The sequence below is a fragment of the Stenotrophomonas sp. genome (assembly GCF_032056425.1).
GTDB lineage: Bacteria > Pseudomonadota > Gammaproteobacteria > Xanthomonadales > Xanthomonadaceae > Stenotrophomonas.
Map to the genome: position 1 here is coordinate 1 of NZ_DAMBCN010000014.1, position 15223 is coordinate 15223.

Consider the following 15223-nt stretch of genomic DNA (forward strand, 5'->3'; position numbering starts at 1 on the left):
TGGGTCCGGTTGCGGGGGCGTGAGCGCCATGGATGGCGCGACCGAGGCTACATGGGTGAGGGCGCTTTGCTTGCGAAGCACTGCTTCGCAAGCGCCCGAACGCACAGCCGCCAGCGGCTGGGCCGGGCCCCGGAGGGGGACTTGCGCCGCCCCCCGCAACCGGACCCACCCCGCCATCCCACGGATACCCAGCTTTTGCCGTTGCCGTTGCTCTGAGCAGGTGCAGGGCTGCAAGCCCTGCAAACAAACTCCCCAACCCTGAGCATTGCGCGCACTGCTTTGAGCGCATCGCGCGCCGCCCACACGGCACGCTGCACAGCGACGGAATCCTCCGCCTCATCCAGGACATCCCATGACCCCGCGTCACCTGCCGCTGTGCGGCGCCCTGCTGCTGGCCGTTGCCGGCCTGCCCACCGATGCACATGCCGAAGCCACCACCCCCGCCCCCACCCAGCAGGTGCCCGGCGTCTACCACCAGCGCATCGGCAACCTGCAGGTCACCGCCCTGTTCGACGGCGTGGTGGCGCTGGGGCGACAGGAAGTGGTGGACGTACCGCCCACCCTGGTCAGCCGCCTGCTGGAAGGCCGCTACGTGCCCGAAGACAGCAAGGGCCTGCAGACCGCGGTGAACGCCTACCTGGTGCGCCAGGGCAACCACCTCACCCTGGTCGATACCGGCACCGCGCAGTGCTTCGGCCCCGGCCTGGGCCAGGTGCTGGCCAACCTGCGCGCCGCCGGCATTGATCCGGCCCAGGTCGATGACATCCTGCTGACCCACGCCCACCCCGACCACATGTGCGGCGTGCTCGATGCCCAAGGCCACCCGGCCTACCCCAATGCCACGGTGTGGCTGACCCAGGCCGATGCCGATTACTGGCTGGACCCGGCCAGCGCGGCCAGCGCACCGGAAGGCGTGCGCTTCGCCTTCCCGCTGGCCCGCAACGCGGTGGCGCCGTACCAGGCCGCCGGACGCCTGCGCACCTTCCAGCCCGGCACCGCGCTGCCCGGCGGCGCGGTGGCGATGGACACCCACGGCCATACGCCCGGCCATGTCTCCTACCGGTTCGACAGCCAGGGCCAGTCTTTGCTGGTGTGGGGTGATGTGCTGCACTTCCACGCGGTGCAGTTCGCGCACCCGGAAGCAGCGTTCGAAGCCGATGCCGATCGCCCGGCAGCGACGGCCAGCCGGCGCAGCGTGCTGCAGCAGGCCACCGCCAAGGGCTGGTGGGTGGCCGGTGCGCACCTGCCGTTCCCCGGCCTGGGCCACGTGCGCAGCGAAGGCCAGGCCTACGCCTGGGTGCCTGCGGAGTATTCGCCGCTGAAATGAGGTGCCGCCGGGCATGGCCCGGCGCTACCGGTACCCTTCAGCAGATGCCGCCCACGGCTGGCGCCGGGCCATGCCCGGCGAACGCAACGACAGCCGCTTATTCCAGCCCCAGCCAACCGCCGATCACCCCGCGCGCTTCTTCCACGCCGGTGCGGTCTTCGCCGGAAAACACCTGCACGCTCACCGTATCGCCATAGGCCGAATGCAGTTCCTTGCGCACCTTCTGCAGGGTCTGCATCTGCTGGCTGCGGCTGAGCTTGTCGGCCTTGGTCAGCAGCGCATGCGCGGGCAGGCCACGCTGCACGGCATAGGCCAGCATCTGCCGGTCGTAGTCCTTCAGCGGATGGCGGATGTCCATCACCACCACCAGGCCGCGCAGTGCTTCGCGGGTGCGGAAGTACTTGTCGATGAAGGCCTGCCAGTGCGCCTGCAGTTCCAGCGGCACCTTGGCGTAACCGTAACCGGGCAGATCGACCAGGCTGGCTTCCGGGGTGATCTGGAAGAACACCAGCTGCTGGGTGCGGCCGGGCGTCTTGGACACGCGGGCCAGCGCGTTCTGCCGGGTCAGCGCGTTGAGGGCACTGGACTTGCCAGCGTTGGAGCGGCCGGCAAAGGCCACTTCGGCCCCTTCATCGGGCGGCAGCTGCCGCGCGTTGTGGGCCGAGAGGTGGTAGCGGGCGCGTTCGATGAGCAATGACATGTGCCTAGGATCGCATGTTGCGGCGCCGCGCGCCCGCCCCGGGGCACGGGGGTCCGAAAAATGCTGCGCTGCTTCGTTGACCGTGCGCGGAAACGGCGTTGATAATCCGGGCGATGCCGGTCGCTGCCGCCCGGCCCGGTCCAAACGGAGCTTCAGCATGCGCCACGCTCGCGTTCTTGCCGTATCCGCCCTTGCCATGGCCGTGGTGGTCGCCGCCGCTGCCTTTGCGCAGACCACCCTGGTCCCGCTGCCCGACAATGGCCCGATCCAGACCGCCTCGCTCGAGGTGGATTTCAGCAAGACCACCTGGGGCAACGCCAAGGAAGGGCAGGGCAAGGCGGCCGCCTGCGCGGCCTGCCACGGCGCCGATGGCAATTCCACGGTCGAGATGTACCCGTCCATCGCCGGCCAGAGCGAACGCTACGTGGCCCAGCAGATGGCGCTGATCGCCAACGGCCAGCGCAGTTCCGGCGCCGCCGTGGCCATGGTGCCGTTCGTGCAGAACCTCAGCCCGCAGGACATGCGCGACATCGGCGCGTTCTTCGCCACCCAGAAAGCCACCGCCGGCATTGCCGACGACACGCCGGTGGCCGATGGTCCCTACAAGGGCATGAAGTTCTACGAGATCGGCCAGCAGCTGTACCGCGGCGGCGATGCCCAGCGCGGCCTGCCGGCCTGCATGGCCTGCCATGGCCCCAGTGGCGCCGGCAACCCGGGCCCGGCCTACCCGCATATCGGCGGCCAGCACGCCAGCTACGTCGCACGGCGGCTGCAGGAATACCAGGCCGGGCAGACCCATGAAAGCGACAAGGCCCACTTCCAGATCATGGCCGCCATTGCCCAGAAGCTGACCGAACAGGAAGTCCAGGCCCTGTCCAGCTACCTGCAGGGCCTGCACAACCGCGCCGACGACGTGGCCGCGCAGACCACCGCCATGCCACCGGCCGCCGCCCCCTGACGGCCATTGGTCGGCGCAGGTCGCCACGGCGGCCCGCCACTGCGGTATGTTTCCTTCACGCCGGCGGCTGCGCCGGCGTTGTTATTTTCAATGGAGATGCACGTCGATGAGGTTGATGTCCCGCCTGTTGCTGTCCCTGCTGGTGCTGCTGCCGCTGGCGGCCTGCGCCGCCACTCCCGCCAATGCGCCGCTGGTGGAAGGCAAAGATTACGAGCGCATCGCCCAGCCGGGCCCGTTCCAGCCGCTGGCCGGCAAGATCGAAGTGGTGGAAGTGTTCGGCTACACCTGCCCGCACTGCGCCCACTTCGAACCGCAACTGGCCGCCTGGGCTGCCAAGCTGCCGGCCGACGTGCGCTTCACCCCGGTCCCGGCCGCCTTCGGTGGCGCATGGGATGCCTGGGCCCTGGCCTATTACGCCGCCGATGAAGTAGGCGTCGCCAAGCGCAGCCATGCAGCGGTGTTCAAGGCCCTGCACGAAGACGGCTCGCTGCCCATGCAGAACGTGTCGGCCGATGAACTGGCGACCTTCTACACGGCCTACGGCGTGGCCCCGGACCGCTACAAGCAGGCCCTGCGCGGTGAAGCCGTGCAGCAGAAGGTCGCCGCCGCCCGCGCCTTCGCCAAGCGCACCCAGGTGCCGGGCACCCCGGCCATCATCATCAATGGCCAGTATCTGGTGCGCGGCAACAGCTTCGACGACCAGCTGCGCATTGCCTCGGCGCTGATCGCCCAGGCCCGCGCCAGCCGCGGCCGCTGAACCAATCCCGACCCTGCACACGGCGCATCCGCCGCCGCGTGTCATCATTTCCCCCTGGCCGGCGTTCGCCGCCGGCCCCACCATTCCAGATGCTGGAGACGTTTCCATGAAGACCCGTTACGCCGCCCTCGCACTCGCAGCGCTGCTGCCGATCCTGGCGGCCTGCAAGGCCGACGACGGCACCGCCAACACCACCGCACCGGCTGAACCGGCCGCCACCGAGACCCCGGCACCGGCCGCCGAGCCGGCCGCAGGCAGCGAAAGCGCCGCGCCCGCCGCAGAAGGCAGCACCACCCCGGCCGACGCCGCACCGGCGGCCGCGCCGGCCCCGACCACCACGGCGCTGACCGGCCCGGCCCCGGTGGAAGGCCCCGACTACCAGCTGATCCCGAACGGCCAGCCGTTCCAGCCGGCCGCCGGCAAGGTGGAAGTGGTGGAAATCTTCGGCTACGTCTGCCCGGCCTGTGCCGCCTTCCAGCCGCTGGTGGGTCCGTGGAAGGCTGGCCTGCCCAGCGACGTGAACTTCGTCTACGTTCCGGCCATGTTCGGCGGCACCTGGGATAACTACGGCCGCGCCTTCTATGCCGCGCAGACCCTGGGCGTGCAGGAGAAGTCGCACGAAGCCCTGTACCAGGCCATCCACGTGCAGAAGACCCTGAAGGGCGAGCGCGGTGCCGACTCGGTGGAGGACATCGCCAAGTTCTACGGCGCCTACGGCGTTGATCCCAAGCAGTTCGCCGCCACCATGGGCAGCTTCGCGGTGAACGCCAAGACCAACTCGGCCAAGCAGTTCGCCCAGCGCAGCCTGATTTCCGGCACCCCGTCGATCATCGTCAACGGCAAGTACCTGGTGAAGGGCAAGGGCTTCCCGGACATGCTGCGCATTGCCGACCACCTGATCGCCCGCGAGCGCGCGGCCGCCCTGGCTCACTGATTCCAGAGACGTTTCCCCGGCCGTGACTTCCCCCCACACACGGACCCTGCGCCTGCTGACGGCCAATATCCAGGCCGGCTCAAGCACCCGCCGCTACAGCGACTATGTGACCCGCAGCTGGTCACATGCGCTGCCGGCCGGGCGCAAGCGCAGCAGCCTGGATGCGATCGCCACCCTGGCCCGCAACCATGACATCGTCGGCCTGCAGGAGGCCGACCCGGGCAGCCTGCGCTCGGGCTTCACCAACCAGACCCACTACCTGGCCCAGCGCGCCGGCTTCAATTACTGGAGCCACCAGCCGAACCGGCGCATGGGCGGTGTGGCGTCCAGTGCCAACGGCCTGCTGAGCAAGCTGGAACCGGTGGAAGTACAGGACCACGCCCTGCCCGGCCGCATCGGCGGGCGCGGCGTGCTGCTGGCCAAGTTCGGCGATGGTGCCGACGGCCTGGCCGTGGCGGTGGCCCATCTGTCGCTGGGCGCCGGCTCGCGCATGTCGCAGCTGGGCTTCATTGCCGAACTGCTGTCCGATCATCCCAATGCGGTGCTGATGGGCGACTTCAACTGCTTGGCCGAACGCCCGGAAATGCAGGTGCTGTACCAGAAGACCCAGCTGCAACCGCCCGGCTGCGCGGTGCCCACCTTCCCCAGCTGGCGCCCGGACCGTGCGATCGACCACATCCTGGTCAGCAGCAACCTGCAGACCCGCAGCGTGGAAGCCGTGCCCGCCGCATTCTCCGATCACCTGGCCCTGGCCATGGCGATCGACGTGCCGGCCGACGCCCTGCGCTGACGGGTAGCGCCGGGCCATGCCCGGCGAACGGAATCCAATCCGCCGGGCATGGCCCGGCGCTACCAATACGGCCCGGCGCTACCCGGCCTGCACCACCGGGGTCCTCAGCCGCCGCGCGGTCATCGTGCTGCCCACCGAGGCCACCACCGTGCAGCCGATCGCCAGCCACTGCACGCCCTCCAGGTGCTCGTGCAGCAGCAGCATCGCCCACAGCGCGGCCACTGCCGGTTCCATGCTGATCAGGATGCCGAAGGTCTCTTTCGGCAGGCGCTTGAGCGCCATCATCTCCAGCGACATCGGGATCGCGCTGGACACCAGCGCCACCAGCAGGCCCGCCAGCAGGATCTTCGGCTGCAACAGCGCCATGCCGGCATGGGCCACGCCCACCGGCACCACCACCAGCGATGCGGCCAGCAGCCCCAGTGAAACCGTGTGGCCGGCATGCAGGTGGCCGGCGCGCTTGCCGAACACGATGTACAGGCCCCAGCACGCGGCCGCCCCCATCGCGTAGAGCACGCCGGCCGGGTCCAGCACCGGACCGCCGCCCAGCGGCAGCAGCAGCAACAGGCCGACCAGCGCACAGCCCACCCAGAGGAAATCGATCGGCCGCCGCGAGGACAGCATCGCCACCGTCAGCGGGCCGGTGAACTCGATGGCCACGGCGATGCCGAAGGGAATGGTGCGGATGGCCATATAGAACAGCAGGTTCATCAGGCCCAGGGTCAGCCCGTAGCGCAGGATGGTCATCGCATCCACGCGGCGGGTCTTCCAGCGCCACGGCCGCCAGAACAGCAGCAGCAACAGCGCCGAGAAGCCCACGCGCAGGGCGCTGGTGCCCTGCGCCCCGACCAGCGGAAACAGGTGTTTTGCGTAGGAGGTGCCGATGGCCAGCGCGGTAACCGAGCCGAGCACCGCCAGCGCCGGCAACATCGGCGCGAATCGGGACGTCTGCATGCGCACAGTCTATTGCGCCGGCGGCGAGCACTTGGCTCAATTGACGGCCCGTCCGTGCAATTTCTGCTCGCCATGGCCACCGCCCCCGTGCTGGACAGCTTCGACCACGCCATCCTCGACCTGCTGCAGCAGGACAACGCCCTGCCGCAGCGAGAGATCGCCGAGGCCGTGCACCTGTCCACCCCCGCCGTGCAGCGGCGCATCAAGCGCCTGCAGGACAGCGGCGTGATCGCTGCCAACGTGGCCGTGCTCGACGCGGCCAAGGTCGGGCGTCCGCTGACCATCATCGTCGAGGTGCGGGTGGTCAGCGAGCAGCGCGAAAAGGTCGCCCCGTTCCGCCGCCGCGTGCAGGACGATCCGGCCGTGCAGCAGTGCTATTCGATCACCGGCGATGGCGATTTCCTGCTGCTGCTTTCGGCGGCGTCGATGGAGGAATACGAAGCGATCACCGAGCGCCTGTTCGGCGGCGATGACAACATCGAGCGCTTCCGCACCTCGGTGGCGCTGGGCACGTTGAAGCGCAGCTTCTCGGTGCCGCTGACGTTGTAGAGTCGAGCCATGCTCGACTGCCGTTGCCCCTGCCGATGTAGAGTCGAGCCGTGCTCGACTGCATGGAAAAGCAGTCGAGCATGGCTCGACTCTACAAAACCGCCAGTCGAGCATGGCTGGACTCTACATTGCGGCCAGTCGAGCAAGCTCGACTCTACCTGGAAGCCATGACCACACCGCCCTCTCCTGCCCGACGCCTGCGCCGCTGGCTGCTGTCCGGCGTCCTGCTGCTGGCCGCCGGCATCGCCGCGCTGTCCCTGTGGAACAGCCCGTGGGCGGCGGCACCGAAGATGCTGTGGGCGCTGGGACGCATGCCACCGGCCACCGAGCTGCCCGTGCCCGTTGACGGCGTGCGCCCGCGGCAGATCGCCGACACCTTCGGTGCCCCGCGCGGCAGTGACCGCACGCATGCCGGCATCGACATCTTCGGCAAACGCGGCACGCCCGTGCGCAGCGCTACCGCAGGCGTGATCGCCGATGTGAGCGAACGCGGGCTCGGCGGCCGGCAGGTATGGGTGATCGGGCCCGGCCGCGAGCGCTACTACTACGCGCACCTGGAAGACTGGGCCGAGGGCCTGGCGCGAGGCCAGGTGGTCCAGGCCGGGCAGCTGCTGGGCCATGTAGGCGACAGCGGAAACGCCAAGGGCACGCCGCCGCACCTGCACTGGGGCATCTACGGCAAGGACGGCGCCCGCGACCCGTTGCCGCTGCTGCGTTGAGCCGCGCGTTGCCGCCACATTCCGCGCATGAATATGGGACGTTTGTAAACGGGAATTGTTCGCATTATTATTCCGGCCGTTTACGGTGGTGCCAGGACGGCCAACCATCCTCACTTCCCGATGCGCCAGGCCCCGCGGATCTCCGGCTGGCAGGACGCACATGCTCGTCCAGGAACCCCCAATGTCCCGTCTTGCTTCCCGTCTCCCGCAGCCGCGCCGGCTGTCGGCCGCCGTGTTCACTGCCCTGTGCCTGGCCGCCACGCCGGCCGCCTTCGCCGAAACCGCCGCCGACCCGACCACCCTCGACAAGGTCGTGGTGAAGGGTGAGCGTGCCGAAGGCTATTCGGTGCGCAAGACCTCGGCCGGTACCCGCTTCGATCTGGCACCGCGCGAGATTCCGCAGTCGGTCAGCATCATCAGCCACCAGCGCATCGAAGATCAGAACCTCGATGACATCATCGACGTGCTGGCCAACACCACCGGCGTCAGCAGCACCCAGTCCGATACCGAGCGCACCGAGTTCTATTCGCGCGGCTTCTACATCGACAGCTACCAGTTCGATGGCCTGCCCACGCAGATGGTGCAGAACTGGAGCTACGGCGATTCCGGCCTGGACCTGGCCCTGTACGACCGCGTGGAAGTGGTGCGCGGCGCCACCGGCCTGTTGACCGGTGCCGGCAACCCGTCGGCGTCGGTGAACCTGGTGCGCAAGCACGCCGACAGCGCCGAACTGACCGGCAGCGTGTCGGTGAACGTGGGCAGCTGGGGCCGCACCCGCAGCACCGTGGACGTGACCACTCCGTTGAACAAGAGCGGCTCGGTGCGCGCCCGCGTGATCGGCAGCTACCTGGACACCGACGCGCAGATGGACCGCTACAACCAGCACAAGACGCTGGGCTACGCCGTCATCGACGCCGACCTGACCCCGGACACCCAGCTGAGCGTGGGCTACGACTACCAGCAGAAGCGCGCCAACGGCGCCACCTGGGGTGGTTTCCCGATGCTGTTCTCCGACGGCACCAGCACCGGCTACGACGAATCGTTCAACGCCAGCCCGAACTGGACCTACTGGGACACCACCAGCAAGCGCGCGTTCGCCACGTTGGAACACGCCTTCAACGATGACTGGAAGATCCGCATCGGCGCGACCCATGACGAAACCAAGGCCGACGACAAGCTGTTCTACCCGGCCTACAACGACTGGGTCACCGGCGCTTCGTTCTTCGACAAGAACACCGGTGCCGGCATTTCGCCGTCGGCCGGCTTCTACAACACCGAACGCAAGGTCAATGCGGTGGACGGCTACTTCAGTGGCGCGTTCGAGCTGTTTGGCCTGAAGCACGAAGTGATGGGCGGCCTGAGCTACAACAAGCGCGAGTACGCCAACTACGGCGACTACCAGATCGGCGGCGCCGGTCTTGCCTGGGACCCCTTCTCCAGCTACCTGAACTGGAACGGCAACATCAGCGAACCGAACTGGAACCCGCTGGCCCTGGCCAGCGAAGGCACCATCACCCAGAAGGCCGCCTATGCCGCTGCACGCCTGTCGCTGGCTGATCCGCTGAAGCTGATCGTGGGCGCGCGCTACACCGACTGGAAGAGCGAAGGCGAAGGTGCCGACCGTTCGCACAAGGTCACCACCCCGTATGCCGGCCTGGTGTTCGACATCAACGACACCTACTCCACCTATGCCTCGTACACCGAGATCTTCCAGCCGCAGATGCTGAAGGACCGCAACGGCAGCTACCTGGACCCGGTGGACGGCAAGAGCTACGAAGTGGGCGTGAAGGGTGCCTGGTTCGACAACCGACTGAATGCCTCGGTGGCGGTGTTCCGCATCGAGCAGGACAACGTCGGCCAGTCCACCGGCGAGCCGGTCATCGGCGGCACCGGCGGCGAAACGGCCTACGTGGCCGCGCGCGGCACCGTCAGCCGTGGCTTCGAGTTCGAACTGAACGGCGAACTGGCCCCGGGCTGGAATGCCACCTTCGGTGCGTCGCGCTACGTGGCCAAGGACATCAACGACGCCGACATCAACACCAACCTGCCGCAGACCGCGCTGAAGCTGTTCACCAGCTACACCCCGCAGTCGCTGCAGGCGCTGACCGTCGGCGGTGGTGCCAACTGGCAGAACCGCATCTACTACGCGGTGCCGGCTTACGGCCGCATCGAACAGAGTGGCTACGCCCTGGTCAGCGCGTTCGTGCGTTACCGCCTGTCGCCGGAATGGAGCGTGCAGGCCAACCTGAACAATCTGCTGGACAAGAAGTACTTCTCGCAGATCAACGGCTACGGTGCCTACGGCGACGGCCGCAACGGCTCGATCACCTTCACCTGGTCGTTCTGATGCAGACGCGGCGCCGGGGCAGCCCGGCGCCGCGGTTGTGCAGTCGAGCCTGCTCGACTGGATCACGCAGCGCAGCCGAGCCCATGCTCGGCTTTTTCATCTCTGCGCCCCCCGTTATGCTGCAAGGCTCTGCCGCTCCGCCAGGAAGGCTGCATGTCACGACTCGCACGAAGCGTTGTTTCCCTGCTGTTCTGGACGCTGAGCCTGCCGGGCCTGGTCATGCATGTGGCAATGCTGTGGGGGCTGCTGCAACGTCTGCCGCGAGCCGTGCACGATCTGCCCTACCGCACGCTTGGGGATTGGGCCGAGGCCGGTATGGCCTGCCTGTTCGCCGTCAGCATCCTGTCCTGGCTGTTCCTGGCGTGGATGACCTTCGGCTGGATCTTCAACCGGCCGATCCGCCCGCTCTGGACCTGGGTGGGCACCATCCTTGCCGTGGCCTGGATGCTGCCCATTCCGGCGGCATGGATTTTTGCGGTGTGGGTAATGCCCGGCATCCTGTTTGCCACTTATCTGTGCCTGTGGCATCGCCACGCGCGGGTGCGCGATCCCTTCGGCGAAGCAGACCGCTCCCCGTAGAGGCTGTCCTGTTCGACGGCTCGACTCTGCCAAAGCACAGCAAGCACCGCGCCGGGTTGATCCCGGCGCGGTGCCCGCTCGTCAGAACCGCAGGTCCGCGCGCAGGTACCAGTAGCGGCCACGCGGAATGTCATACGTCGAGGCGTCGTAGCCGTTCAACGAGCACGACAGGCAGATGGGCGGATCCTTGTCGAACACGTTGTTCAGGCCTGCGGTCAACTGCAGCCCCTTCATCCATTCGATCCGGTAGCCCACCTGCGCATCATGGAACGTGGTGGCCGCCAGCTTGTTGGTGCCCGCAGCCTGGTCGCTGCACACCGCGAACGCCACCGCGTCGCCGCAGTCTTCGGTCAGTTCGGAGATGTGACGCATGGTCCAGTTCGCGCTCCAGTTGCCCAGCGTCCAGCCCAGCGACAGATTGCTGGTCCATTCGGGAATGGAACTGTCGGCCACTTCGATGCCCGGCCCCTGCGGCTGCTTCTGCCCGGCCGCGCCGGTGGCTTCGTAGCGGCCCACGAAGGTGTTCTGCCAGCCGATCTTGAACTGGCCGGCCGCGCTCTGCGGCAGCGTCCAATGCAGGTCCACGTCCCAGCCATCGGTCTTGATCGAGCCCAGGTTGGTCAGGCGGTTGTTGAAGCCGTTGATGCCGCCGGTGCTGGCGCGGGTGATGCCATCGCAGTACAGCGGGTCCAGCGTATCCACGCACAGGTCCAGCTGGGTCTGCGCGTTGATGGCCTGGATCGCGCCGTCAATGGTGTGCCGGTAGAAGGTCACGTCCACGTCGAAGCGTTCGGACCAGCTGGCGTTGTTGCCGAACCACGGGCTCCACACGAAGCCGGCGCTGAAGCTGCGCGAACGTTCCGGGTCCAGCTCACGGTTGCCGCCGGTGGTCACCGAGATCTGCGAATTGGCCTGCTGGAAACCGGCCGGCACGCCCAGTGCGGCACAGTTGGCCGCGCTGCCACGCGGTGCGGTGCCACCCAGCCCGATCGAGCACGGGTCGAAGATCTGCAGGTCGGCACGCGCGGCCGAACCATACAGCTCGCCGATCGACGGCGCGCGGAAGCCTTCGGCATAGGTGGTGCGCAGCACGAAGTCGTTGGTCACCTGCCAGCGCAGGCCGTACTTGGGTGTGAACTCACCACCGAAGGTGGAGTAATCCGAATAGCGGCCGGCCACGCTCAGGTCCAGCTTGCCGCCGTAGGACGGCGCGGCGAACAGCGGTACGTTCAACTCCAGGTACGCTTCATTCACGTCGTACGAACCGGACGTCGGCTGCGACGGCACGCCGTTGTAATGGCCGATCACCGTCAGCGGATCCGGCTGGTACCAGCCTTCGTACTTGCGGTGCTCCAGACCCGTGGCGAAGGACACCGCACCGGCCGGCAGGTTGAACAGTTCGCTGGACAGGTTCGCGGTGAACACGGTCAGTTCGTTCTGGCTGCGGTCGCGCACCACCGGCTGGATCCACTGCAGCATGGCCGGGGTGATCGAGCCCACACCGCCGAAGATGTCCAGCGGTACGCAGCCCGGCGTGGCCGCGCAGATGGCCGGATCGCCCAGCGCCAGGTTCACGTTGTAGATGTTGTAGCTGCCGTAGTTGGTCTGGGTGGCCTTGTTCTTGCTGTACATGCCGTTCACGTCCCAGTACCACTGGCGGTCGGCCGCCTGGAAATTGCCTTCCAGGCCGGTAGCGACGTACTGCGTGTCCACCTTCTGTTCGAATACGCGCGCACCGCCTTCCAGCGGGCGCCGGCCGATCATGATCAGGTTGTCCGACGAGTCCAGGGTGAAGCCGAACGGGTTGTAGGGGTTCAGCGCGGAAATGACGATGTTGTCGGCCAGCGGATTGCCGGTGCCCGCTTCGGGACCGAAGAACAGCGGCTCCGGCGCGGCCTGGTTGGTCGATTCGCGGCGGTTGCCCAGCGCTTTGACGTACCACTGCACGTTGTCGCTGAAGTTGAAGCGGAACTGGCCGAAGATGCCTTTGCGCTCCGACGGCGTCAGCACCATGTTGTATTCGGCGAAGTTGAAGCGGTCGGCCGTGCCGAAGCAGTGGTAGCCATCGGTACGGTCGCAGCCGTCGCCGCCGTTGTAGGTGGGCTGCGTGCCGGCGTTCGGGGTCAGGTCGTGGGTGGTGCCGGTGTTGGGGTCGGTGAAGATGAAGCGGCCATCGGGTGTGGCCGAACTGCCCAGGGCCAGACCGGTGCCCGGCACCGGGAAGCGCGACTGCTCGCGGTCACGCGCATACACCGCGTCCTGCTTGGTCCAGCTGCCGCCCACGAACAGGCTGTAGCGGTCACCGCGTGTACCCCAGGCCAGGTCCACGCCCTTCTGGGTGCCATCGCCCTTGCTGTACTCACCGTAGTTCAAGGTGACCTGGCCACCCTCGAAATCGCGACGGGTGATGATGTTGACCACGCCGGCAATCGCGTCGGAGCCGTACAGCGACGAAGCGCCGTCTTCCAGCACTTCGATGCGTTCAACAATCGCCAGCGGAATGGTGTTCAGATCGGTGGCCGCGCCCACGCCCGATGCAGACGATTCGTTGACCCAGCGGATGCCATCGACCAGCACCAGCACGCGCTTGGCACCCAGGTGTCGCAGATCGACCTGCGCCGAACCGGCGCCCACACCGCTGCCGTCCGGCGGGAAGCCGAAGTTGCCGGAGGAATTGAACTTGGCGTTGAGCGCCGAACCGGAACCGGTCAGCTGCTGCAGCACCTCGCCGATGGAGTTCAGGCCGGTGCGCTCGATCTCACTGCGGGTCAGGGTCTGGATCGGCACCTGGCCTTCCACTTCGGCGCGCTTGATGCGCGTGCCAGTCACTTCAACGCGGTCCAGATCGGTGGTGGATTGGGCCGCGGCACCCAAGGGTGCCAGTGCCGTCACGCACAGGGCGACGGCAACCGCCAGCGGGCGGTGATGCAGGTACTTCATTCGCTCTCTCTCCAAAGGAATGTCGGGACAGTGACTGCCGCGCTCCCTCCTGCATGGCGGCAGCGTCTCCTTTGTAAACAACCTGTAAAAATTACGACGTGATGAAGAACACTCTTTCACGTGCTTTTTACGAATGAACCAACCGTATCCTCAGCGGTGGCGAACGATTAGGAATTGTTTGAAACTCAAGTGTCCCAGCGAACTTGCGTGCAGCTTCATCACAGACTGATGCTTCCGACGCTAAACGCGAGGTCCCATCGTGAAAGCACTCAGTGCCGTGCTGCTGCCCGCAGCGCTCCTTGCAATTGCCCTGCTGTCATTGCCCACCAACGCCCGCGCGGGCGGGCTGGTCGAATGCAACAACTGTGTGTCCCCCCGGGATGCAGCGCTGCCATCGGGCGCTGGCCTGACGGTGGTCATGGACTTCGAGCGAGCACGACTTACTGCATTCAACGTCGAATACGATCGCGAGTTCAGAAAATGGCGGGCCCTTCCCACCCCGGTGCCCAATCAGATCCAGATGGCGTTCCTGCGCATCCTGGATGGCACCTCAGCGTTCGCAAAAGAGCGGAACCATGCCTCGCCAAACGCCGGCGGAGGGACCGTTGTTACACTGCACCCGGATAATCCCGGAAATTCGAACGGTGTGAACTTTCCGGATTCCTATAAATCATCCACCACGTTCGATATCGTCAATTCAGCCACAATGCGAACGCGACTTGGACAGTATCTGGCCACAGAACTTGCCGGCGCGAATACCGGCAGCCCGACCTGGAACGGCATTGCACTTTCAATTCAACAGGCCGCATTGAACTGGTCGAGCATGAAGGGCGGCGGATCGATCACCATTATCATTACTTGGCGGGACGGATCGAAGACGCTCTATCGAATCACGCCCGAGAATGTCGGTGAAGCCAAGTATCAGAACGGAGAGAGCCGCGACGGCACCGGAAACATGGTTCCTGACGAGTCCATTGCTGACCCGATCACCGCTCCATCGTATGCCGGCGAGTATTATTTTGGTCGAGAGGGCGATCTCGACAGGTGGGCGCGATCTGCCCAGATGTATGGCGTACCCGTGCAGCGTGGCGACAGCAGCCGCATGTCCTGTAGCTGGGACGGCCGGACGGTCTACTGCCGCCAGTACTGAGCGCCAGACCGGCGTTGAGGAAGCAGAACCCCTCAACGCCGGTCGTATCGTGTCAACGCACGAACGCGGTCCGCTGCATGCCCGTGGCCTCGACCGCGGCCAGAATGCGCGCCATGCCTTCGTACTCGGCCGAGGGGTCGCTGCTGATGCGCAGCTCCGGCAGGTTGCCTGCGTGCTCGCCGGCCTGCGCATGCAGGCGCTGCTGCAGATCACCCATGGCCATCGGCTGGCCGTTCCAGCTCAGCTGGCTGGACGCATCCAGGCGCAGCTCGATCGGCGGCGGTGGGTCGGGGCGTTGCACCGCCTCGTCGGTGGCCTGGGGCAGATCCACCGCGATCGGCCGCGCCACGATCGGTGCGGTCACGATGAAGATGATCAACAACACCAGCATCACATCCACCAGGGGCGTTACGTTGATCTCAACCAATGGTCCGCTTCGTCCTGCGCTACCGAATCCCATGTGCCGCTCCCTGCAGCCGGGCCGGTTGCCCTGCGGCTGAACTTACCGGGCCGATTGCC

14 protein-coding genes are annotated in these 15223 nt (G+C 66.8%); 10 read left to right on the forward strand and 4 right to left on the reverse strand.

Features of this window, described 5'->3' with window-relative positions; genetic code table 11:
• Positions 1-352: 352 nt before the first annotated feature.
• Complete coding sequence (locus tag RTY46_RS10770) at positions 353-1327, forward strand: MBL fold metallo-hydrolase (protein WP_312708318.1); 975 nt, start codon at positions 353-355, stop codon at positions 1325-1327.
• Positions 1328-1424: 97 nt separating this feature from the next.
• On the opposite strand, the gene yihA is transcribed toward RTY46_RS10770, so the two are convergent.
• On the reverse strand, positions 1425-2027 hold the full coding sequence (yihA, locus tag RTY46_RS10775; protein WP_108750547.1) for a ribosome biogenesis GTP-binding protein YihA/YsxC: 603 nt from the start codon (positions 2025-2027) through the stop codon (positions 1425-1427).
• Positions 2028-2184: 157 nt separating this feature from the next.
• On the opposite strand from yihA, the gene RTY46_RS10780 reads away from it, so the two are divergent.
• The 4 genes from RTY46_RS10780 (at position 2185) to RTY46_RS10795 (ending at position 5466) form a co-directional block, all read left to right on the forward strand.
• On the forward strand, positions 2185-2985 hold the full coding sequence (locus RTY46_RS10780) for a c-type cytochrome (protein ID WP_312708320.1): 801 nt from the start codon (positions 2185-2187) through the stop codon (positions 2983-2985).
• 106 nt (positions 2986-3091) lie between these two features.
• Positions 3092-3742 carry a thiol:disulfide interchange protein DsbA/DsbL gene (locus RTY46_RS10785; protein WP_312708322.1) on the forward strand — a complete coding sequence of 217 codons (651 nt, stop codon included), beginning with the start codon at positions 3092-3094 and terminating at the stop codon, positions 3740-3742.
• A gap of 106 nt (positions 3743-3848) precedes the next feature.
• Positions 3849-4676, forward strand: coding sequence for a thiol:disulfide interchange protein DsbA/DsbL (locus tag RTY46_RS10790; protein ID WP_312708324.1), 828 nt, complete (start codon positions 3849-3851; stop codon positions 4674-4676).
• Positions 4677-4698: 22 nt separating this feature from the next.
• Complete coding sequence (locus RTY46_RS10795) at positions 4699-5466, forward strand: endonuclease/exonuclease/phosphatase family protein (RefSeq protein WP_108754145.1); 768 nt, start codon at positions 4699-4701, stop codon at positions 5464-5466.
• Positions 5467-5544: 78 nt separating this feature from the next.
• Here RTY46_RS10795 and RTY46_RS10800 read toward each other — a convergent pair whose 3' ends face one another.
• The gene (locus tag RTY46_RS10800) at positions 5545-6420 is read right to left on the reverse strand and encodes an EamA family transporter (RefSeq protein WP_312708326.1); all 876 of its coding nucleotides are present in this window, start codon (positions 6418-6420) and stop codon (positions 5545-5547) included.
• Between the two features lie 72 nt (positions 6421-6492).
• Between RTY46_RS10800 and RTY46_RS10805 the strand changes: the two genes are divergently transcribed.
• The 4 genes from RTY46_RS10805 to RTY46_RS10820 all read left to right on the forward strand — a co-directional run bounded on the left by RTY46_RS10805 (position 6493) and on the right by RTY46_RS10820 (position 10614).
• Positions 6493-6969: an Lrp/AsnC family transcriptional regulator gene (locus RTY46_RS10805; protein WP_312708423.1), complete on the forward strand. Its 477-nt coding sequence runs from the start codon at positions 6493-6495 to the stop codon at positions 6967-6969.
• 167 nt (positions 6970-7136) lie between these two features.
• Positions 7137-7688 carry a M23 family metallopeptidase gene (locus RTY46_RS10810; RefSeq protein WP_312708328.1) on the forward strand — a complete coding sequence of 184 codons (552 nt, stop codon included), beginning with the start codon at positions 7137-7139 and terminating at the stop codon, positions 7686-7688.
• A gap of 181 nt (positions 7689-7869) precedes the next feature.
• The gene (gene fhuE, locus RTY46_RS10815; RefSeq protein ID WP_312708330.1) at positions 7870-10035 is read left to right on the forward strand and encodes a ferric-rhodotorulic acid/ferric-coprogen receptor FhuE; all 2166 of its coding nucleotides are present in this window, start codon (positions 7870-7872) and stop codon (positions 10033-10035) included.
• Positions 10036-10188: 153 nt separating this feature from the next.
• Positions 10189-10614, forward strand: a complete 426-nt coding sequence (locus RTY46_RS10820; RefSeq protein WP_312708332.1) for a hypothetical protein — start codon at positions 10189-10191, stop codon at positions 10612-10614.
• An 81-nt stretch (positions 10615-10695) separates the two neighbouring features.
• Here RTY46_RS10820 and RTY46_RS10825 read toward each other — a convergent pair whose 3' ends face one another.
• Positions 10696-13554, reverse strand: coding sequence for a TonB-dependent receptor (locus tag RTY46_RS10825; protein ID WP_312708335.1), 2859 nt, complete (start codon positions 13552-13554; stop codon positions 10696-10698).
• A gap of 259 nt (positions 13555-13813) precedes the next feature.
• On the opposite strand from RTY46_RS10825, the gene RTY46_RS10830 reads away from it, so the two are divergent.
• On the forward strand, positions 13814-14704 hold the full coding sequence (locus RTY46_RS10830) for a hypothetical protein (RefSeq protein ID WP_312708337.1): 891 nt from the start codon (positions 13814-13816) through the stop codon (positions 14702-14704).
• A gap of 52 nt (positions 14705-14756) precedes the next feature.
• Here RTY46_RS10830 and RTY46_RS10835 read toward each other — a convergent pair whose 3' ends face one another.
• A complete protein-coding gene (locus tag RTY46_RS10835; protein ID WP_312708339.1) occupies positions 14757-15164 on the reverse strand; it encodes a biopolymer transporter ExbD in 408 nt (135 codons plus the stop codon).
• Between the last annotated feature and the right edge of the window lie 59 nt (positions 15165-15223).